Source organism: Pseudomonas sp. URIL14HWK12:I6 (assembly GCF_000514195.1).
Taxonomy (GTDB): Bacteria; Pseudomonadota; Gammaproteobacteria; order Pseudomonadales; family Pseudomonadaceae; genus Aquipseudomonas; species Aquipseudomonas putida_A.
Genome location: NZ_AZVL01000010.1, coordinates 173,424 through 192,512, shown reverse-complemented (window position 1 = coordinate 192,512; position 19,089 = coordinate 173,424). Strand labels below are relative to the sequence as shown.

Below are 19,089 nucleotides of genomic sequence, written 5' to 3'. Positions count from 1 at the left end.
GTTCATCACTCACTCAAATCAAGGAAATCCCATGGACGCCATTTCCATCGCCCTGATCGGCGATCACGATCCGCAAGTCACCGCCCACCAGGCGATCCCCGTTGCCCTCGGCATGATCGCCGAGCAGTCCGGCCACAATGTGCAATTCGAATGGCTGCCCACCGAGCAGATCCACGCCGACACTGTGCTGGATCACTTCGACGGTTTCTGGTGCGTCCCGGCCAGCCCCTACAAAAGTGAGGCCGGTGCACTCAGGGCCATCCGTTTTGCCCGCGAACAACAGCGCCCTTTCCTCGGCACCTGCGGTGGTTTTCAGCATGCGCTGCTGGAGTTTTCCCGCAACGTGCTGGGCTGGGCCGATGCCGAGCATGGCGAAACATCACCGGATTCACCGCGAGCCGTGCTCACACCGCTGACCTGTGCGTTGGTGGAGGCGGTGGACAGCATTCATCTGGTCGCCGGTTCGTTGATCGCCAAGGCGTACGAAACGTCCGAGATTCATGAAGGCTATCGCTGCCGGTTCGGGGTGAATCCGCAGTTCGAACGAGATTTGCTGAGCCATCAGCTACGCGCCGTGGGGCATGATTCGGCAGGCGACTTGCGCGCAATCGAATTGCCTGACCATGTGTTTTTTGTCGCCACGTTGTTTCAACCGGAACGTGCGGCGCTCAAGGGCCAGGTTCCGCCATTGGTGCGGGCGTTCGTCGAAGCGTGTGCGGAGCAACGTCCATGAAGCCGAACGAGCCTTGCTTTGCGGTGATTTTCACCTCGACCCGCACCGAGGGTGACAACGGTTATGCGGCGGCGTCGGAACGGATGATGGAACTGGTCAGCCAGCAACCGGGGTTTCTCGGCATTGATTCGATTCGTGGGGAAGACGGGGTCGGGATCACCATTTCGTACTGGCAGAGCGAGGCGGCGATTCTGGCCTGGCGCGAGCATCCGGAGCACCGGGTGATTCAGGCGCGCGGGCGGGCGCAGTGGTATTCGAAGTTTCAGACCCGGGTGTGTCGGGTGGAGCGGGAGTATCGGTTTGGGCAGTGACTTTGGCGGCGCGCTGACTGGCCTCTTCGCGAGCAAGCCCGCTCCCACAGGTACCGCGTTTGGGTTTTGAATTTGGTTGTGTGCTCACTGGCCTCATCGCCAGCAGGCTGACTCCCACAGGGATTTGTGAACGCCACAGATCCAATGTGGGAGCGGGCTTGCTCGCGAAGAGGCCGGAACAGCCACTACAAAACTTCAGCCCTTCACCAGACTGCGCACCGCCACAATCTCCGGCACCTCAACCTTGCTCATGTACACCCGCAACGGCTCACTGATGTTGATCCGCTCATCGATGTTCTGATCCAGCAGCAACTGAATCAGCTCGCGCTTCAAGGTCATGGTCGTCTCAGAAGCCGGCGCCCAGATAAACTCGCTGGTGGGAATGATGCCGTCATCGGCGACGTCCATGCCGAACGAATCTTCGCTGAAACGCACGATGTACTGGCCGGTCTTGCGGTTGAGGCCGACGAAACCCTTGAGGTCATCGGCGGCCTGACAGATGAGTTGGGAAGTGATGCGCATGGTAAACCTCACGAAAAATCATCGATGGTTTACACGCAGGGCAACGGAATCGGCGCGCCCTCTGCCGGAGCGTCTGCCGAGGGCAAGCGTACTGCAAACCGCGCCACAAAAGTGCAGGAAAAATCGCTTTTAATACGTTTATGTCGGTCTGGCGATAGCACCCAATCGATTCAGTTGTTAAAAGGTACGTCTTTGAAAATGCCCTGCGAAAGGAACTCGAACATGCCCGCCACTTTCACCAAAAGCGCCCTCATGCTGAGCCTGCTGCTTGGTCTCGGCCAGGCCCACGCCGCCCAGACTGACGTCAACGCGCTTGCCGCCGCCCATGGCATCCCGCATCCAGCCGTGATCGCTCACCGTGGCGCGTCCTTTGATGCACCGGAGTCCACCGCCGCCTCCTACAAACTGGCCCGCGACCTCGGCGCCGACTACCTGGAAATGGATTTGCAGCGCAGCAAGGACGGCGTGCTGTTCGCCCTGCACGATAACAACCTGCAGCGCACCACAGACGTCGCGACCAAGTTCCCGGAGCGCAAGGACAGCCCGGCCACCGCCTTCACCATGGCCGAATTGAAAACCCTCGACGCCGGCAGCTGGTACAACAAGGCTTACCCGGATCGCGCGCGTCCATCCTACGCCGGGCTGAAAATCCTCACCCTCGACGAGATCATCGACATCGCCCAGGCCAATCCGAAACACAAGCCGGGTCTTTACATCGAAACCAAGGAGCCGCAGCTGTTTCCGGGCATCGAGCATGACCTGAAAGAGAAGCTGCAAGATCGCGGCTGGCTGAGCCCGGCCGGTTCGAAACTGGCGAAAAGCGAGTTGGCCGTCGGCCAGGGCAAAGGCAAGGTGATCCTGCAGACTTTCGAGAAGAACAGCCTCGAACTGCTGCAAAAGGAAATGCCGCAAGTGCCGAAAATCCTGCTGCTGTGGGTCGGCGAAGGCAGCATCGAGCCGAAATCGAAGGTGACCTTTGCCGAGTCCGGCGAGAAGGACAAAAACGTGTTCTACGGCAAGCAGGAGCCGAAGTCCGACGCCGAGTTCAAACAGTGGGTTGATTTCGCCAAGGCTCACGGCGCCATCGGCACCGGCCCTTCGGCGAAGCTGACCAAGAGTGGCGACCAGAGCTATTCGGATCTGGTGCAACCGTGGATGAACCAGTACACCCACGATCAGGGCATGCTGGTGCACGTGTACACCGTCGATGAGCCGGTGGACTTCGAGAAAGTCATGGCGGCCGGGGTTGATGGCATCTTCACCAACCGTGCCAGCGAACTGTTGAAGTTCTACAAGCGTCCGGCGACGGCCAGTGTTGATCAGGTGTTGAAGAACAACGGGTTCTGATCGGCAGACCGGGTTGTCCGCGCGAGCAGGCTCACTCCTACAAGAGCGCTGCACGCGATGTGGGGTTTTAAGGGTGAGTTAAGTTGTGGTGGTTAACCTGAACCCACTTCAACGAACAACCCAAGGAATGACCCGATGAAAACTTTGACTGCCCTGTTTACCGCCGCTGCCCTGACCCTGACTGCTGGCCTGGCCCAAGCCGATGTGCGTGTCGACCAGATCCCTGAGTTGGTCAAATCCGGCAAGATCAAGTCGCTGGAGTCGATGAACGCCGAAGCGCTGAAACTGCACCCGGGTGCGACCATCACCGACACCGATCTGGATAACCACTTCAACGGTTACGAGTACGAAGTCGAGCTGAAAACCGCCGATGGCAAAGAGTTCGACGTCGACTTCGACGCCACCACCGGCAAAGTGCTGAGCAACAAGCAAGACACCTGATACACCGCCAAAGCAAAGCCGCACGATCAGCGATCGTGCGGCTTTTTTGCGTCCGTTGCCCGGCGAATCACGCGGATGCAGCCTGAAGGGATGCCAAAACCGCCATCAGACCGCTAGTATGGCGACCATCAGATAACGATTGCAGCCGAGAACGATGGGCATGAGGCAGACAGCGGCAGCAGACATCGCGACAATCGGACGGATCAGCGCGGTTCCGGCGATCCTTCAGGTGATCCGCGAACTGACCGGCCTGCGCTTTGCCGCCGTAGCGCGGGTTACCGAGGATTCGTGGACAGCCTGCGCCGTCCTCGATCAGCTGGATTTCGGCCTGCAGGTTGGTGGCGAGCTGGATGTGGTCACCACGCTGTGCCACGAAATCCGTGCTGCGCACACCTCGGTGGTGATCGACAAGGCCAGCGAAGACCCGCTCTACCGTGATCATCACACCCCGCGTCTGTACAAGTTCGAGAGTTATATCTCGGTGCCGGTGTTCCGCACTGACGGACGGTTTTTCGGCACGATCTGCGCGCTCGATCCGAACCCGGCGCAACTCAAGTCGAGCAGCATCCAAAGCACCATGGAGTCGTTCGCGCGGATGCTCGCGTTGCAGATCGAAGCCGAGGAAAACGCGCAGCGCACCGAAACCGCGTTGTTGCAGGAACGCGAAACCGCCGAGTTGCGCGAACAGTTCATCGCCGTGCTCGGCCACGACTTGCGCAACCCGTTGTTCGCCATCAGCGCCGGCGCCGAAATGCTTCTGCGCAAGCATCCGGATCCGGCCATCGAAATGCGGGTACGCCATATCCTTGGCAGTGCGCAAAGGGCAACTCGGTTGGTGGATGATGTGCTCGACTTTGCTCGCGGACGTCTGGGCAATGGTATTCCGGTGGATATCCAGCCCTGCGCGGATTTGACCGAAGCCGTACAGCAAGTGGTGATGGAGATTCGCAACGTGCATCCGCAGCGCACGATTCGTGCGTCCATCGGCGACTTGCAGGGTGTGCCCTGCGACCGGGCGCGGATCGCTCAACTGCTGTCGAACCTGCTGGCCAATGCCGTGGCCCATGGCGACCCGGATGGGGATATCGAAGTGATCGCCCAGGTTGAGCACGGTGCGTTGATGCTGGCGGTGAAAAACCTGGGGCATATTCCCGAGGCGATCCTGCCGCATCTGTTCCAGCCTTACTCGCGCCCGACCGGCAACGCGCCCCAGGCCGGGCTCGGTCTGGGGCTGTATATCGCCAGCCAGATCGCCCAGTCCCATGGCGGGCATTTGCATGTGGCGTCCACCGCGCAGAGCGGCACGCTGTTCACCTTCAGCCTGCCAACCCTCTGAAACACACCGCAGTTCTCTGTAGGAGTGAGCCTGCTCGCGATAGCGGTGTGTCAGTCACCATGAATAAGGCAGATATACCGCTATCGCGAGCAGGCTCACTCCTACAGGGGAATCGCGTGATGCTTAAGCCGAAGTGCTGACCAGCGAGCCCGAGCTGCTCGATCCGGAATCCTGCAACGCCTGCAACAACGCCGCCGTCGCCGTCTGCAACGAAGCCGAGGTGCTGGAGATTTGCGACTCGGCGGACGCCACGTCGGCAGCCTTGGCATCAACGTCTTCCTGCTTGGCCTGAGCCGCTTGCAGCGCCTGCTGCTGTTCCTGCAATTGCTTTTGCAGCTCGGCGATCTGCTTGCGCAGTTCTTTCACCGAATCCGACTCACCGCTGCTGTCGGAACTGCTGTCGCCTGCCGGAGCCGCGCCACCGCCGGCCGCCACTTTGCTGGTATCGGCGCTGACGCCAGTGCTGCTGGTTGCAGGGGTCGAGGTGTCGTCACTGGCGTCGCTGATCCTGGTTTTGCTGGTGGCGGTGCTGACGGTCTGATTGATCGAAACGGAGGTGATGCTGACCATGGGCTGGCTCCAATGCCGGTTTTAGATAACCGGCCATCGGCGGCAGTCGTACGGATTTGAGATCGACTGTGTACCGACTCGGTATCCGAACCGGTACACGTCGGCGGACGTCAGGCGCTCAGGCGACGGATCACCGTGGCGGCATTGGCAATCTCACCACGCATCTGGGTGATGCTGTGAATGCGCTCTGCATGACTGACGTAACCAAGCGTGATCGGCGTACCAGAGCGCTTCTTGAAGAAAATCCGACCATTGGTAGGTGAATTAAAAGACTGTGATCGACCATGGCCCAGGGTGGGGCTTGCTCGCGAAAGCGGCGTGTCATCCACATCGTCACTCAATGAACATCCGCATTCGCGAGCAAGCCCCCTCCCACAGGGTTACCAGTGGATGAACCGGGTCACTGTCATTTTGCAGTCACGCAAACGTCATCTGCGGTTGCGATGATGCGGCTCAGTGAACCTGCCATTCCGCGACCGACGCGCCCTCCTCGCAGCGAGCCTCCATGAACCACAGCCTCGACCTCAGTCATCGCGATCCTGATTTGTTCGGTCTGCTTTACGGCTTCCGTTTTCGTCCCGGTGAACGTGGCCGCGAAGTCGATTCGGCGACCGCCCTGCGTTGTCTGCAAGACGACAGCGACAGTGATGAATTCCTCTGGCTGCACCTGAACCTGGCGCACGCCGCGTGCGAGCGCTGGATGAAAAGTCATCTGCAATTGCCCGAAGAGTTTTTCGAGGCGCTGCACGAAGGTTCGCGCTCGACGCGCATCGAACACGTTGACTCGGCCTTGCTGGCGGTGGTCAACGACGTGGTGTTCAACCTCAGCAGCATGGTTTCCTCGGACGTGTCGACGCTGTGGGTCTGCGTGCGCAGCAAACTGATCGTCAGCGCACGCCTGCAACCGCTGCACTCGGTGGACAAATTGCGTTCGTCGGTGAAGGCCGGCGAATGCTTTCGCTCGCCGTCGGAACTGCTGGTGCACTTGCTGCGTGATCAGGGTGAAGTGCTGACGCAGATCGTGCGCAAGACCAGCATGAGCGTCGATCTGGTCGAGGACGAATTGCTCTCCTCACGGCTGTCGACCAACCGCGCCGAACTCGGCGCCAATCGCCGGGTACTGGTGCGCCTGCAACGGCTGCTGGCGCTGGAGCCGGGTTCGCTGCTGCGCCTGCTCAACCGTCCGCCGCCGTGGCTGCAGAAGGAGGACGTCAAGGAGCTGCGCAAATCCACCGAGGAGTTCGCGCTGATCATCAACGACCTCACCGCCCTCGGCGAGCGGATCAAACTGCTCCAGGAAGAAATCGCCGCCAACCTCAACGAACAGAGCAACCGCACACTGTTCACCCTGACCGTGGTCACGGTGCTGGCGCTGCCGATCAACATCATCGCCGGTTTCTTTGGCATGAACGTGGGGGGAGTGCCACTGGCGACGGATCCGGAAGGGTTCTGGATTCTGGTGGCGCTGGTGGCGACGTTTACCGTGATTGCCGGGCGCTGGGCGTTTCGCAAGCGTGGGGATTATTGACCACCGAACCTGATGTCCAGCACAGTTCCCCTGTGGGAGCGAGCCTGCTCGCGAAAGCGATCTGTCATTCAACAATGATGGTGACTGACACGCCGTCTTCGCGAGCAGGCTCGCTCCCACAGGGGACCTCATTGACCTTCAGATCGGTGGTCTGGTTATTCAGCCAAACACTGACCTGCCGCAGTCTCTCTGTAATATTTAGCAACGATCATGACCGACACTCCTTCCCTCGCTCAGGACTGTCCGCTCATGGCTACTCCCTCCCTGACCGCCGCCCGCCCCACGTCCGCCGACGGCGGCCGGCCGGCACTTGATAAAAAACCCGGGCCGTTCACTTACGTGGTGTTCTTCGCGGTGCTCGCGATGGGGATGTTGTTCACCGCTTACAGCCTGATGCACGACATGCATGAGCTGGGCACCACCGTCACCACCTGGACCCCGTTCCTGCTGCTCGGCGTAGCGCTGCTGATTGCGCTGGGCTTCGAGTTCGTCAACGGTTTCCACGACACCGCCAACGCGGTCGCGACGGTGATCTACACCCACTCGCTGCCGCCAAATGTGGCGGTGGTCTGGTCGGGTTTCTTCAACTTCCTCGGGGTGTTGCTGTCCAGTGGCGCCGTGGCGTTCGGCATCATCGCCCTGCTGCCGGTGGAGCTGATTCTGCAGGTCGGTTCGTCCGCCGGTTTCGCGATGATCTTCGCCCTGTTGATCGCGGCGATCCTGTGGAACCTCGGTACCTGGTGGCTGGGCCTGCCGGCCTCCTCTTCCCACACGCTGATCGGCTCGATCATCGGCGTCGGCGTGGCCAACGCCTTGATGCACGGGCGCGACGGAACCAGCGGCGTGGACTGGGCGCAGGCGACCAAGATCGGTTATGCGCTGCTGCTGTCGCCGTTGGTGGGCTTCGGCTGCGCGGCGCTGTTGCTGCTGGCCATGCGCGCCTTCATCAAGAATCGCGCGCTGTACAAAGCGCCGGAAGGCAACAACCCGCCACCGTGGTGGATTCGTGGTTTGCTGATCGCCACCTGCACCGGCGTGTCTTTCGCCCACGGCTCCAACGACGGGCAGAAAGGCATGGGCCTGATCATGCTGATTCTGGTTGGCACCTTGCCGATGGCTTACGCGTTGAACCGCACCATGCCCGCCGATCAGGCGCTGCAATTCGCGGCCGTCGCCGAAGTCACCCAGCAAGCGCTGGTGAAAAACACCCCGCTGCCAGCCCCGGTGGATCCGCGTCCGGTGCTGTCGGATTACGTGCGCAGCAAGCAAGCCACGCCGCAACTGATCCCCGCCCTCGCCGCTCTCACCGGGCATATTGGCGAAGAGGTGAAAGGCTATGGCTCGCTGTCGAAAGTCCCGGCCGAGGCCATGGGCAACGTGCGTAACGACATGTACCTGGCCAGCGAAAGCATTCGCCTGATGGATAAAAACAAGGTCGGCAATTTCGACGCCGACACCACTGACAAACTGCAACTGTTCAAGCAGCAGATCGACAACGCCACGCGCTTTATTCCGTTGTGGGTGAAGATTGCGGTGGCCATCGCTCTGGGCCTCGGCACCATGGTCGGCTGGAAACGGATTGTGGTGACAGTCGGCGAAAAAATCGGCAAGACCCACCTGACCTACGCCCAGGGCGCCTCTGCGGAAACCGTGGCGATGCTGACCATCGGCGCGGCGGACATGTTCGGTTTGCCGGTGTCGACCACTCACGTGCTGTCATCGGGCGTGGCCGGGACCATGGTCGCCAATGGCGGCGGGCTGCAGATGAAGACCATCCGCAATCTGCTGATGGCGTGGGTGCTGACCTTGCCGGCGGCGATTCTGCTGTCGGGCAGCCTGTACTGGCTGTTCACCCAGATCTTCTGATCGACTCGGCCCCCCTGTAGGAGTGAGCCTGCTCGCGATAGCGGCGCTTCAGTCACATCTGCATCGACTGACAGCACGCCATCGCGAGCAGGCTCACTCCTACAGTTGATCTGCGGCGAGTTACAACGTCGAACGGATGACATCGCCCAACCACTCCATGAACACCCGCACCCGCAGCGGCAAATGCCGTTGCCGCGCATACAGGATTGAAATGCCCATCGCCGGCGCGGTGAACTGCGGCAGCACAGTCAGCAGCTCACCGGTGTCCAGATGCGGCTGCATGCCGGTGCGCGGCACCTGGATCAGGCCAAAGCCACCCAGGCACGCCGACTCGTAAGCATCGGTGCTGTTGACCGTGACGCTGCCAGCCATCGGCAATCGCCGCACCTGTCCGTCCTGTTCATACACAAACCCTTCCGAGCGCGAACCGAGCACGCCGACGTAGTGCACCAGCCGATGCTGCGCCAGATCCTCCAGCGTCTGCGGCACGCCGTAGCGCTGAAGGTACGCCGGGCTGGCGCAGTTGATCATCGGGAAGTCGCCCAAGTGCCGCGCCACCACCGATTGATCCGGCTGCGCGCCGATGCGCACCACGCAATCGAAACCCTCGCTGAGCAGATCGACACGGCGGTCGGTGCTGCTGATTTCCAGTTCCAGATTCGGGTGGCGCGCCATGAACTCCGGCAGCAGCGGCATGATCAGGCGCCGCGCGAGGATGTTCGGCATGTCGACACGAATCCGCCCGCTCAGCGAGGCCGGATCCTGCCGAAACAGCCCCTCGATCTCATCCATGTGTGACAGCAGATCCTTGCTGCGCTCGTACAACACCAGACCGTCCTGAGTCGCCTGCACCTTGCGCGTGGTGCGTTGCAACAGACGCGTGCCGAGCAGGGTTTCCAGGGCCTGGACGTGTTCGGAAACCGTCGAACGCGGCAGCCCGAGACTCTCGCCGGCCAGGGTGAAACTCGACAGTTCGCTGACCCGGACGAAGGTGCGCAGCAGTTCCAGTTTGTTCATCAGGACACCCGTTGATTGTTCGGCTGAGTCGATCAGTGATTCCGGTTTCAGTCTGTTTATCACCCCATGGCGGATAAATAAACTTTGCTCATCACCACTCACCGCAATCGAGGATTTCACATGAGCCGCAAAATCGCATTGATCACCGGTGCCAGCCGTGGCCTGGGCAAGAACGCCGCCCTGCACCTCGCCGCCGAAGGCGTGGACATCATCGGCACCTACAACAGCCGCGCCGATGAAGCCCAGGCGCTGGTGGCTGAACTGGAACAACGCGGCGCCAAAGCCGTGATGCTGCAACTGGATGTTGGTCGCAGCGAAACCTTTGCCGATTTCGCTTCGCGGGTGGAGCAGGCGCTGCAGCAACTGGAGCGTCCGCGTTTCGACTTCCTGATCAACAACGCCGGGATCGGAGTGCACGCGGCGTTCGCCGAGACCACCCCGGAACAGTTCGACCTGCTGATGAATATCCAGCTCAAAGGGCCGTTCTTCCTGACTCAGCAACTGCTGTCGCTGATCAATGACGGCGGCCGGATCATCAACATCTCCAGCGGCCTGACCCGCTTCAGCCTGCCGGGTTATGCCGCCTACGCGGCGATGAAAGGCGCGATGGAAGTGCTGACCCGCTATCAGGCCAAGGAGCTGGGCGCGCGGCAGATCGGCGTGAACATACTGGCGCCGGGCGCCATCGAGACCGACTTTGGCGGCGGTGCGGTGCGCGACAACGCCGCGTTGAACGCGATGGTTGCGAGCAACACCGCACTGGGGCGCGCCGGGCAACCGGATGATATTGGTGGCGCGCTGTCGATGCTGCTGGCGCCGGGTGCGCAGTGGATCAACGGGCAGAGGGTCGAGGCGTCGGGCGGGATGTTCCTTTAAATCCCCCATTCACTAAAAACTTTCTTGGTGAGAGCCTCTGTGGCGAGGGGATTTATCCCCGATGGACTGCGCAGCAGGCCCTTCTTTTCTGGATAAAAAGAAGGGCCGCTACGCGCCCCATCGGGGATAAATCCCCTCGCCACAGGTTTTGCATTAGCCACAGGTTGTGCTTATCCCGCGCATACCCGGCGGGTCACGAGGCGCTCGCGCACCACGTCATAGCCCCAGTGATACACATAGGTGTACGGCAGGAAAAACAGCAGAACGCCGATGTCGAGCAAGAACGCCTGCCACAGGCTGACCGACAACCACCAGGCAATCAGCGGCACGCCCATCACGATCAATCCGCCCTCAAACAGCAGCGCATGGACCACCCGCGTCCAGGCGTTGTGCGCGATGTTCAGGCGCTTGAGCATGCGGTCGAAAAAGCCGTTGAACAGCACGTTCCACGCCAGCGCCAGCAGGGCAATCAGCACGGTCACCGCGCCCATGTCCAGCAGCGGTTTGTCCATGATCCACGCCAGTAACGGGGTACAGATCAGGATCGCCAGACACTCGAAACCGATGGCCTGGAAGATACGTTCAGTGATGGATTTGTTGGCAGTCATGGCCTGACTCCTTGAGTGAAGAGGGTTGCCATGATCTGCCCTCGCACCGATACTTCATAATCAATAACCATCGATCAAGGCGATAGTTCATGGCTTCGCAGGAAGTGCTGCTGGCGTTTGTTCAAGCGGCCACTCAGGGTTCGTTTTCGGCAGCGGCGCGCAAACTGGGGCGCAGTCAGTCGACCATCAGTGCGGCGGTGGCCAGCCTGGAGATCGATCTGGATCTGGTGCTGTTCGACCGTAGCAGCCGCAAACCGACCCTGACCCCGGCCGGGCATGTGATGCTGCAACGGGCCGAGGCGATTCTGGCGGCCATCAATCGCATGGAAATGAGCGCCCGGCAACTGGCCCAAGGCGTTGAGCCGAAGCTGACCGTGGCGATTTCCGACACCTATCAATCGGCGCGTTTCGAAGCGGCGCTGGTCGGCTTCGAGCAGCGTTATCCGGACCTGGAACTGGAATGCCTGATCGCCGAGTGTGACGACCTGATCGAACTGGTCCAGCGTGGCCGCGCGCACCTGGCGTTTGCCGAAATGCAGGACACCTATCCACCGGATCTGGTGACCTCGACCGTCGCCGAGCGCACTGACCTGGCGCTGTTCGTCAAAGATGATCATGTGCTGACCCGTGTCGAACGGGTCGACCAGCAGGTGCTGGAGCAGCATCGCGAGTTGCGCCTGGCGACCATCGTCAATCCCTACGACAGCCGGGCGAAGGGCCGGGTGTGGTCGGCGCCGAGTTACCTGATGCTGATGGAAATGGCCGAGATGGGCTTCGGCTGGGCGGCGCTGCCGCGCTGGCTGGTGGCGCGTTTCGGTAATGGCTCGCTGGTGGAACTGACGGTGCGCGGCTGGCCGCGGCCGGTGTATGTCGATGCGTTGTGGTCGCGGATTTATCCGCCGGGGCCGGCGGGGAGCTGGTTGCTGAGCAAGATGCTGGAATAGCGGCGCGCCCATTCGCGAGCAGGCTCGCTCCCACAGTTGGAATGCGATCGCCTGTGGGAGCGGGCTTGCTCGCGAAGGGGCCGGCACTGCCAATGAATTCCTCGGATCAATCCAGCTCGCTCAGCCGCCCCTCGATAAACCGTTGCTCCGGCTCTTGCCGGGTCAGTTCCAGTGCTCGCCGATACGCCGCCCGCGCCTGCTCCACCCGACCCAACTGCCGACAAAACTCCGCCCGCGCCGAATGCGCCAGGTGGTAATCCTGCAACTCACCGCGATCCAGGATCCCCTCGATCAGCGCCAGCCCGGCCAACGCGCCATCGCGCTTGGCCACTGCCACCGCGCGGTTCAACTCGATCACCGGCGACGGCACCGCCCGCAACAGCACGTCATACAGCCCGACGATCTGCTGCCAGTCGGTTTCTGCCGCTGACGGCGCTTCGGCATGCACCGCGGCAATCGCCGCTTGCAGGCAATACGGCCCGAACCTTCGGGTGGTCAGCGCCCGCTCCACCAGCGCACAACCTTCGGCGATCAACCCGGCATCCCAGCGCGAGCGATCCTGGTCGTCCAGCAGGATCAATTCTCCACTGGGTGACGTGCGCGCCGGCCGACGTGATTCGTGCAACAGCATCAACGCCAGCAACCCCATGACCTCCGGCTCCGGCAGCAATTCCATCAGCAATCGCCCGAGCCGAATCGCCTCGCGGGTCAGATCCTCACGGGTCAGCTCGGCGCCCATCGATGCCGAATAGCCTTCGTTGAACACCAGATAAATCACCCGCAACACGCTGTCGAGGCGCTCGGGCAGTTCGCTCAGGCTGGGGACTTGATAAGGAATTCTGGCGTCGCGAATCTTCGCCTTGGCACGGACGATGCGCTGGGCAATCGCCGCCGGTGCCGAGAGAAACGCGCGGGCGATTTCCTCGGTGGTCAGGTCACAGACTTCACGCAGGGTCAGCGGCACTTGCGCATCCGCCGCCAGCGCCGGGTGACAGCAGGTGAAGATCAGCCGCAGGCGGTCGTCTTCCACGTCTTCGCCACTCCAGTCGGCCTGTTCCAATTCTTCGAGCTGCGCCAGCAACAGCGGCTGCGAGGCCTTGAACCGGGCGCGCCGGCGCAACACATCGATGGCCTTGAAGCGCCCGGTAGACACCAGCCAGGTGCGCGGGTTGTCCGGCACGCCATCGCGCTGCCAGCGCTCGACCGCGACGAAGAACGCCTCGTGCAAGGCTTCTTCGGCGAGGTCGAAATCCCCGAGCAGACGAATCAGGGTCGCCAGAATCCGCCGCGAGTCTTCGCGATAGACCTGCTCGACCCGCGCCCGGACTTCAGACATTCAACTGCCGCACCGGACGCACTTCAACGCTGCCGACCCGGGCCGCCGGAATGTTACCGGCGACCTGAATCGCTTCGTTGAGATCCTTGGCATCGATCAGGTAGAAACCGGCCAGTTGCTCCTTGGTTTCAGCGAACGGGCCATCTGTGATCGACAGCTTGCCGTTGCGCATGCGCACCGTGGTCGCGGTCTGCACCGACTCCAGCGCTTCGGCCGCGACCATCCGCCCGCTGCCCTGAATCGACTCGGCATAGGCCCAGCACTCGGCGTCTTCCGGGCTGTCGGGCGAGGTGTGCAGCAAGTGCTCGTCGCTGTAGACCAGGCATAGATACTTCATGGCTTTCTCCTGATTCGAACGGATCAACTATGGCTGAAGATCAGGGTTGCACATCGAACAGCGTGCTGCCGCTCATCGGATCGAACGGTGCAGACCAGTGCTCGTGAGCGATTTTCCACGTCCCGCCGACCTGCCGATAGCACGCGGTGGCGCGCATCCAGCAGCTCTGGGTTTCACCCTTGTCGTTGGTGCCGCCGCAATGCGTTACCCAATGGGCGAAGGCGAGGTTGTCGGCGGTCTCGATGGCGATCTCGTGAAACTCGAAAACGTGCGGGCCGGAACACATCTCCATGCAGGCTTCCCAGTGGGCACGGTAGGCCGCTTTGCCCTTGAATTGCAGGGCCTTGATCGCATCGAAGGAGACGATGTCGTCGGTGTACAACGTCATGACCTTGTCGACGTTCTTGGTCATTACCGCGTCGCGGTAGGTATTGATCAGGGTCTGGATTTCAGTCTGTGCGCTCATGGTGTTCTCCGTGGTTTTTGTGCTGAAGACACCCTTAGTCGTTCGGCCATCGTACGGATCGACAGACGAAACAAAAAATTTCCGCCGAACACAAAATCGCTAGAATCCGAGGCTCATCTTTGTAGGAAAAAGGAAATTCCCGTGTCAGCCCAACTCGTGCCGTACGACAGCCTGAACGCGTTGCAGCGTCAGCAGGTCGAGGCGATTGAAATCCATCCCGAGCAGATCAAGTTCTCCGGCGACATCCATGGCGCGCTGCACACGCTGCTGTCCAAACCTGGTCCCGGCGTCAAAGGCTTTGCCCTGCTGGCCGACCAGGTGCCGGTGGCGTTCCTGCTGCTCAAGCGCCCGCCCGTGTTGCCGGCCTGGGCCAATGAACACAGCGCCACCCTGCACGCCTTGCAGGTCGATCACCGGGCGCAGGGCAAAGGTTACGGCAAGGCCTGCCTGCAAGCGTTGCCCAAGGTGGCGCGTGAAGCATGGCCGGAGATCAAGGGGCTGGAACTGTCGGTGGATGCCGATAACGATGCCGCCATCGCGCTGTACGCCAAACACGGTTTCGTCGACAGCGGCGAAGCGTACAAGGGCCGGATCGGTTACGAGCGGCGTATGGGACTGTTTTTCTAAGTCATCGAGGGATGCACGATGATCGATTCAATCGAAGCACTGGAAGCTATTTACGGCCTGCCCCACGAGCGTGCGGTGCGCAAGCAGATCGGGTTTCTCAACGAGGATTATCAGGCGATGGTGCGCCTGTCGCCGCTGGTGATCATCAGCTCGGTGGGCGCCGACGGTCTCGACAATTCGCCGCGGGGTGATGCGCCGGGGTTCGTGCGGATCATCGACAGGAACACCCTGGCCCTGCCGGACCGCCCGGGCAACAACCGCATCGATACCCTGCGCAATGTGCTGCACGATCCTCGGGTGTCGTTGCTGTTCATCATTCCGGGCATTGGCGAGACCTTGCGGGTCAATGGCACCGTGACCATCAGCGCCGATCCTGAGCTGCTGGAAAGCTTTGCGGTGAACGGCAAACCGGCGAAAACGGTGTTGCTGGTGACGGTAGAGGCGGCGTTTTTCCACTGCTCGAAAGCCTTTGTGCGCTCTGACGCCTGGAACCCCGAAACCCACCTGCCGCGCTCGGCCCTGCCCTCTGCCGGCGCCTTCCACAAGCGCCTGAATGACGGGCAGTTTGACGCCGAGACCTACGACCGCGAAGCACCGAAAAGAGTAAGCGACACTCTCTACTGAACGGGGAACTCAAAACGCCACAACCCTCTGTGGGAGCGAGCCTGCTCGCGAAAGCGTCATATCAGTCAACAAATTGGTTGGTTGACACGCCCTCTTCGCGAGCAGGCTCGCTCCCACAGTTTTGAACGGGTTGAATCAGAGAGTAAGAATCATCTCGTGCCACGCCATCCCGCCATGGTCGGACTCCGACGGCTTGATGTAGGCAAAGCCGAACCCGGCGTACAGCGGAATATGCTTCTCCTTGCACATCAGATGAATCGTCGCTTTATCCATCCCGCGCATGCGTTCGATGAACTCGGCCATCAAGCGCTTGGCCAGACCCTGCCCCTGATAGTCCGGGTGCACCACCACCGACATGATCACCACGTTCGGCCCTTGCGGATCGTGACCGATCAGCTCCTTGAACGCCTCGTCGGACATCTGCACGTCAAATGCCGCACCGGAGTTCACGAAACCAGCGACTACGCCGTCCACTTCGGCGACGATAAAGCCCTCCGGCCAAGTAGCGATGCGCGTGGCGATCTTCTCGCGAGTGGCGGCTTCATCGCCTTCGTAGGCAACGGTTTCGATCGCGTAGCAGCGATCCAGGTCGGCGGCGGTGACGTTGCGGATGACGGTGTTCATGGCAGCTCGAAAATCAACGGAGAAAAGTGCGCAAAGCATAAAGGAATAAGGTGTTCATATCGATCCGCGCGGGGGGCGTAAAGCCTGCGTATAAGCGCTTTTCTTCGTGCCGGCGACGGGCTATTCCTGCGGTGTGTCTCTGATCACCCTTGGGGGTAACCGCTTATGAGCAGCGTTGAAATCGGCCTGTTGATGGTGTTGGGCATCAGTACGTTCGGCTTTATCACCCTGGGCATCGACCTGTTGCGGGCGCGACGGCTGGGCAAGGGCAAACGCGGTTGAACAGCATGAGGCGGATCAGTGATCCGCCTCATCGTCATGGGCTCATGCTTTGCTGTCGACCGGTACGCAGATTTCCAGTTTGCCGGTGTGCAGTCGCGGATTGAAATCGGCGCTGTAGCGTTCCAGTTCCGGGGCATTCAGTTCCACGTAATGGGAAGTCGGTAGCCAGGTCTTGTAGATGTATTGCAGGGTTTGCGGCAACTGGTCGAGCGGTCCCTTGTGCTCGAACACCGCGTACTGCCGGGGCAGCACTTCGACCCACTGGTAGACTTTCTGGTCGAGGTCATCGAGCTTGCTGATTTCCACCCCGGCGATGTAGTCGAAGCCACCCTTGCCGTCGAAATTGCTGCAGACGCCGTAGGTCACTTCGTTTTTTTGTCCCTGTATCTTTCCCAGGTGCGGCAAGAACTTTTCCCACAGCGCGGGGATGTCCTTGGCAGTGTCCTGGGTAAATCGTCCACGAAATCCCGCGATCAGCAGGAAGTGTCCATGTTCGAAGCGAGGTTCCGCCACTTCGACGCGTTTTTGCTCATCCATGACTCGACTCCTGGAACAAAAGTAGGGGTTCGGCTGCTGAGTATAGAAGCCAAACCCGATTCGCAATGTCACAAGGCGTGCAACTGGTCGGCGGCCCCGGAGCCAACGAACTCGTTATAACCGGATACGATCACGTAAACCGCGAAATAGCAGAAGATCGCCGCCGATGCCATGTAGGAGTAGCGCAACAGCTTGTCGCCGAGCAACTTGCCGCCGTGGCTCGCGGCAAAGCACAGACCGGCCGACCACAGCAGGCCGGCGCAGAGAAAACCGCCGAGAAACAGCGCCGAGCTGAGCGGGCCGCCGCCACCGGAACGGGCGATCAGGGTGCCGCCAACCGCGGCGAACCACAGAATCGCGCTAGGCGAGGACATAGCGAGGAAGATCCCTCGGAAGAATTCCTTGCGATGGGAGTTCTGCCCCACCTCCGCCGTCGCCGCCAACTGCGCTTCGTGGTGAATCGCCGAATAGATCATCTTCGCCGCAAAGTAGATCAGCAGCGCCGACCCGCCGATCCACAGCACCCAGCGCACGCTTTCGTACTGCAGCAGCACGGTCATCCCGGCCAGCGCCAGCACTGCGTAGATCAGGTCGCCGACGCAGGTGCCGAGGCCCAGCGCGAAGCCCTGAAAGTAACCGCGCTGCATCGCCAGGGTGATCATTGCGATGTTGGCTACGCCGATGTCCAGGCACAGCGAAAGGCTCAGCAAGAAGCCGCTGGTGAATTCCATTAAGCATTTCCTTGGAAAAAATTATTGTCGTGCACGCTGGACAGTCCGCCATCGCTGCCCTTATCTTCCGCCACAGGTCACCGCAGTGACCAGCGTCGCTCGGACGGTTCCGGGCGCTTACGTTATCCGAGGCAACAATGGCTGAACAAGGTTCGCCGCGCCGCTTTGCGCGCATTGATCGACTCCCCCCTTACGTTTTCAACATCACCGCCGAGCTGAAGATGGCCGCGCGGCGTCGTGGTGAAGACATCATTGACTTGAGCATGGGCAACCCCGACGGGGCCACACCGCCGCACATCGTCGAAAAACTCGTACAAGTTGCCCAACGTGAAGACACCCACGGTTACTCCACGTCCAAGGGCATTCCGCGCCTGCGTCGGGCGATTTCCAACTGGTACAAGCAACGCTACGCGGTCGACATCGACCCGGAAAGCGAAGCCATCGTCACCATCGGTTCCAAGGAAGGCCTGGCGCATTTGATGCTGGCCACCCTGGATCAGGGCGACACGGTGCTGGTGCCGAACCCGAGCTACCCGATTCACATCTACGGCGCAGTGATTGCCGGCGCCCAGGTGCGTTCGGTGCCGCTGGTGCCGGGCGTGGACTTCTTCGATGAACTGGAGCGGGCGATTCGCGGTTCGATCCCCAAGCCGAAAATGATGATCCTCGGCTTCCCGTCCAACCCCACCGCGCAGTGCGTCGAGCTGGATTTCTTCGAACGGGTGATCGCCCTCGCCAAGCAGTACGACGTACTGGTGATTCACGACCTGGCTTACGCCGATATCGTCTACGACGGCTGGAAAGCCCCGTCGATCATGCAGGTACCCGGCGCCAAGGACATCGCGGTGGAGTTTTTCACCCTGTCCAAGAGCTACAATATGGCTGGCTGGCGCATCGGTTTCATGGTCGGCAACCCGGAGCTGGTCAACGCCCTGGCACGGATCAAGAGCTATCACGACTACGGCACCTTCACTCCGCTGCAAGTGGCGGCGATTGCCGCGCTGGAAGGCGATCAGCAATGCGTGCGCGACATCGCCGAGCAGTATCGCCAGCGTCGTAACGTGCTGGTCAAAGGCCTGCATGAACTGGGCTGGATGGTCGAGAATCCGAAGGCTTCGATGTATGTCTGGGCGAAGATTCCCGAGGCGTACGCGCATCTGGGTTCGCTGGAATTTGCCAAGAAGCTGCTGGCCGAGGCCAAGGTCTGCGTCTCGCCGGGGGTGGGTTTTGGTGAGTATGGCGATGATCACGTGCGCTTCGCGCTGATCGAGAACCAGGACCGGATTCGTCAGGCGGTGCGCGGGATTCGCGGGATGTTCCGGGCGGATGGCTTAGTCACCAAAACTGGCGCCTGACACCTGCCCCCTGTGGGAGCGAGCCTGCTCGCGAAAGCGGTCTATCAGTCAACATATTGGTTGTCTGACAT

At 61.0% G+C, this 19,089-nt stretch carries 23 protein-coding genes; 12 read left to right on the top strand and 11 right to left on the bottom strand.

Features of this window, described 5'->3' with window-relative positions; translation table 11 throughout:
- Positions 1–31 precede the first annotated feature (31 nt).
- Both H043_RS0115470 and H043_RS0115465 read left to right on the top strand, forming a co-directional pair.
- A complete protein-coding gene (locus H043_RS0115470; RefSeq protein WP_027612610.1) occupies positions 32–733 on the top strand; it encodes a CTP synthase in 702 nt (233 codons plus the stop codon).
- Positions 730–1,044 (top strand): antibiotic biosynthesis monooxygenase, encoded by a 315-nt coding sequence (locus H043_RS0115465; protein WP_027612609.1) that lies wholly within the window; start codon positions 730–732, stop codon positions 1,042–1,044. Before H043_RS0115470 ends, H043_RS0115465 begins: the two co-directional genes overlap by 4 nt.
- 195 nt (positions 1,045–1,239) lie before the next feature.
- Here the strand turns inward: H043_RS0115465 and H043_RS0115460 are convergent, their stop codons facing one another.
- Positions 1,240–1,566, bottom strand: coding sequence for a DUF2025 family protein (locus H043_RS0115460; protein ID WP_027612608.1), 327 nt, complete (start codon positions 1,564–1,566; stop codon positions 1,240–1,242).
- A gap of 222 nt (positions 1,567–1,788) precedes the next feature.
- Between H043_RS0115460 and H043_RS0115455 the strand changes: the two genes are divergently transcribed.
- The 3 genes from H043_RS0115455 to H043_RS0115445 all read left to right on the top strand — a co-directional run bounded on the left by H043_RS0115455 (position 1,789) and on the right by H043_RS0115445 (position 4,690).
- Positions 1,789–2,913, top strand: coding sequence for a glycerophosphodiester phosphodiesterase (locus tag H043_RS0115455; protein ID WP_027612607.1), 1,125 nt, complete (start codon positions 1,789–1,791; stop codon positions 2,911–2,913).
- Between the two features lie 135 nt (positions 2,914–3,048).
- Positions 3,049–3,354 carry a PepSY domain-containing protein gene (locus H043_RS0115450; protein WP_007917758.1) on the top strand — a complete coding sequence of 102 codons (306 nt, stop codon included), beginning with the start codon at positions 3,049–3,051 and terminating at the stop codon, positions 3,352–3,354.
- 160 nt (positions 3,355–3,514) lie between these two features.
- Entirely contained in the window at positions 3,515–4,690 is a 1,176-nt protein-coding gene (locus tag H043_RS0115445; RefSeq protein ID WP_027612606.1) for a GAF domain-containing sensor histidine kinase, read from the top strand.
- Between the two features lie 123 nt (positions 4,691–4,813).
- On the opposite strand, the gene H043_RS0115440 is transcribed toward H043_RS0115445, so the two are convergent.
- Together H043_RS0115440 and H043_RS30275 are read right to left on the bottom strand one after the other, a co-directional pair.
- Positions 4,814–5,260 (bottom strand): hypothetical protein, encoded by a 447-nt coding sequence (locus H043_RS0115440; protein ID WP_027612605.1) that lies wholly within the window; start codon positions 5,258–5,260, stop codon positions 4,814–4,816.
- A gap of 110 nt (positions 5,261–5,370) precedes the next feature.
- Complete coding sequence (locus H043_RS30275) at positions 5,371–5,601, bottom strand: hypothetical protein (protein WP_155953494.1); 231 nt, start codon at positions 5,599–5,601, stop codon at positions 5,371–5,373.
- Positions 5,602–5,765: 164 nt separating this feature from the next.
- Here H043_RS30275 and H043_RS0115435 point away from each other — a divergent pair, with 164 nt between their 5' ends.
- Positions 5,766–6,788, top strand: a complete 1,023-nt coding sequence (locus tag H043_RS0115435; protein WP_027612604.1) for a transporter — start codon at positions 5,766–5,768, stop codon at positions 6,786–6,788.
- A 249-nt stretch (positions 6,789–7,037) separates the two neighbouring features.
- Positions 7,038–8,654 (top strand): inorganic phosphate transporter, encoded by a 1,617-nt coding sequence (locus tag H043_RS0115430; RefSeq protein WP_027612603.1) that lies wholly within the window; start codon positions 7,038–7,040, stop codon positions 8,652–8,654.
- A 120-nt stretch (positions 8,655–8,774) separates the two neighbouring features.
- On the opposite strand, the gene H043_RS0115425 is transcribed toward H043_RS0115430, so the two are convergent.
- A complete protein-coding gene (locus H043_RS0115425; RefSeq protein WP_027612602.1) occupies positions 8,775–9,671 on the bottom strand; it encodes a LysR family transcriptional regulator in 897 nt (298 codons plus the stop codon).
- Positions 9,672–9,791: 120 nt separating this feature from the next.
- Between H043_RS0115425 and H043_RS0115420 the strand changes: the two genes are divergently transcribed.
- Positions 9,792–10,547, top strand: coding sequence for an SDR family NAD(P)-dependent oxidoreductase (locus H043_RS0115420; protein WP_027612601.1), 756 nt, complete (start codon positions 9,792–9,794; stop codon positions 10,545–10,547).
- Positions 10,548–10,717: 170 nt separating this feature from the next.
- Here the strand turns inward: H043_RS0115420 and H043_RS0115415 are convergent, their stop codons facing one another.
- Positions 10,718–11,155 carry a multidrug/biocide efflux PACE transporter gene (locus H043_RS0115415; protein WP_027612600.1) on the bottom strand — a complete coding sequence of 146 codons (438 nt, stop codon included), beginning with the start codon at positions 11,153–11,155 and terminating at the stop codon, positions 10,718–10,720.
- An 89-nt stretch (positions 11,156–11,244) separates the two neighbouring features.
- Between H043_RS0115415 and H043_RS0115410 the strand changes: the two genes are divergently transcribed.
- Positions 11,245–12,099 (top strand): LysR family transcriptional regulator, encoded by an 855-nt coding sequence (locus H043_RS0115410; protein ID WP_027612599.1) that lies wholly within the window; start codon positions 11,245–11,247, stop codon positions 12,097–12,099.
- 106 nt (positions 12,100–12,205) lie between these two features.
- On the opposite strand, the gene H043_RS0115405 is transcribed toward H043_RS0115410, so the two are convergent.
- Genes H043_RS0115405 through H043_RS0115395 form a run of 3 tightly spaced genes read right to left on the bottom strand, consistent with a single transcriptional unit; the run spans position 12,206 to position 14,238 of the window.
- On the bottom strand, positions 12,206–13,435 hold the full coding sequence (locus H043_RS0115405; protein WP_027612598.1) for an RNA polymerase sigma factor: 1,230 nt from the start codon (positions 13,433–13,435) through the stop codon (positions 12,206–12,208).
- Positions 13,428–13,772 (bottom strand): YciI family protein, encoded by a 345-nt coding sequence (locus tag H043_RS0115400; RefSeq protein WP_027612597.1) that lies wholly within the window; start codon positions 13,770–13,772, stop codon positions 13,428–13,430. Before H043_RS0115400 ends, H043_RS0115405 begins: the two co-directional genes overlap by 8 nt.
- Positions 13,773–13,812: 40 nt before the next feature.
- A complete protein-coding gene (locus H043_RS0115395; RefSeq protein WP_027612596.1) occupies positions 13,813–14,238 on the bottom strand; it encodes a nuclear transport factor 2 family protein in 426 nt (141 codons plus the stop codon).
- Positions 14,239–14,379: 141 nt separating this feature from the next.
- On the opposite strand from H043_RS0115395, the gene H043_RS0115390 reads away from it, so the two are divergent.
- Together H043_RS0115390 and H043_RS0115385 are read left to right on the top strand one after the other, a co-directional pair.
- Positions 14,380–14,865 (top strand): N-acetyltransferase, encoded by a 486-nt coding sequence (locus H043_RS0115390; protein ID WP_027612595.1) that lies wholly within the window; start codon positions 14,380–14,382, stop codon positions 14,863–14,865.
- Between the two features lie 18 nt (positions 14,866–14,883).
- Complete coding sequence (locus H043_RS0115385) at positions 14,884–15,489, top strand: pyridoxamine 5'-phosphate oxidase family protein (protein ID WP_027612594.1); 606 nt, start codon at positions 14,884–14,886, stop codon at positions 15,487–15,489.
- Positions 15,490–15,624: 135 nt separating this feature from the next.
- Here the strand turns inward: H043_RS0115385 and H043_RS0115380 are convergent, their stop codons facing one another.
- The 3 genes from H043_RS0115380 to H043_RS0115365 all read right to left on the bottom strand — a co-directional run bounded on the left by H043_RS0115380 (position 15,625) and on the right by H043_RS0115365 (position 17,663).
- A complete protein-coding gene (locus H043_RS0115380; RefSeq protein WP_027612593.1) occupies positions 15,625–16,113 on the bottom strand; it encodes a GNAT family N-acetyltransferase in 489 nt (162 codons plus the stop codon).
- A 324-nt stretch (positions 16,114–16,437) separates the two neighbouring features.
- Positions 16,438–16,932, bottom strand: a complete 495-nt coding sequence (locus H043_RS0115370) for a GyrI-like domain-containing protein (protein WP_027612592.1) — start codon at positions 16,930–16,932, stop codon at positions 16,438–16,440.
- Between the two features lie 68 nt (positions 16,933–17,000).
- On the bottom strand, positions 17,001–17,663 hold the full coding sequence (locus H043_RS0115365) for a LysE family translocator (protein ID WP_007969355.1): 663 nt from the start codon (positions 17,661–17,663) through the stop codon (positions 17,001–17,003).
- Between the two features lie 137 nt (positions 17,664–17,800).
- On the opposite strand from H043_RS0115365, the gene alaC reads away from it, so the two are divergent.
- On the top strand, positions 17,801–19,018 hold the full coding sequence (gene alaC, locus H043_RS0115360) for an alanine transaminase (RefSeq protein ID WP_027612591.1): 1,218 nt from the start codon (positions 17,801–17,803) through the stop codon (positions 19,016–19,018).
- The last annotated feature ends 71 nt before the right edge of the window (positions 19,019–19,089 follow it).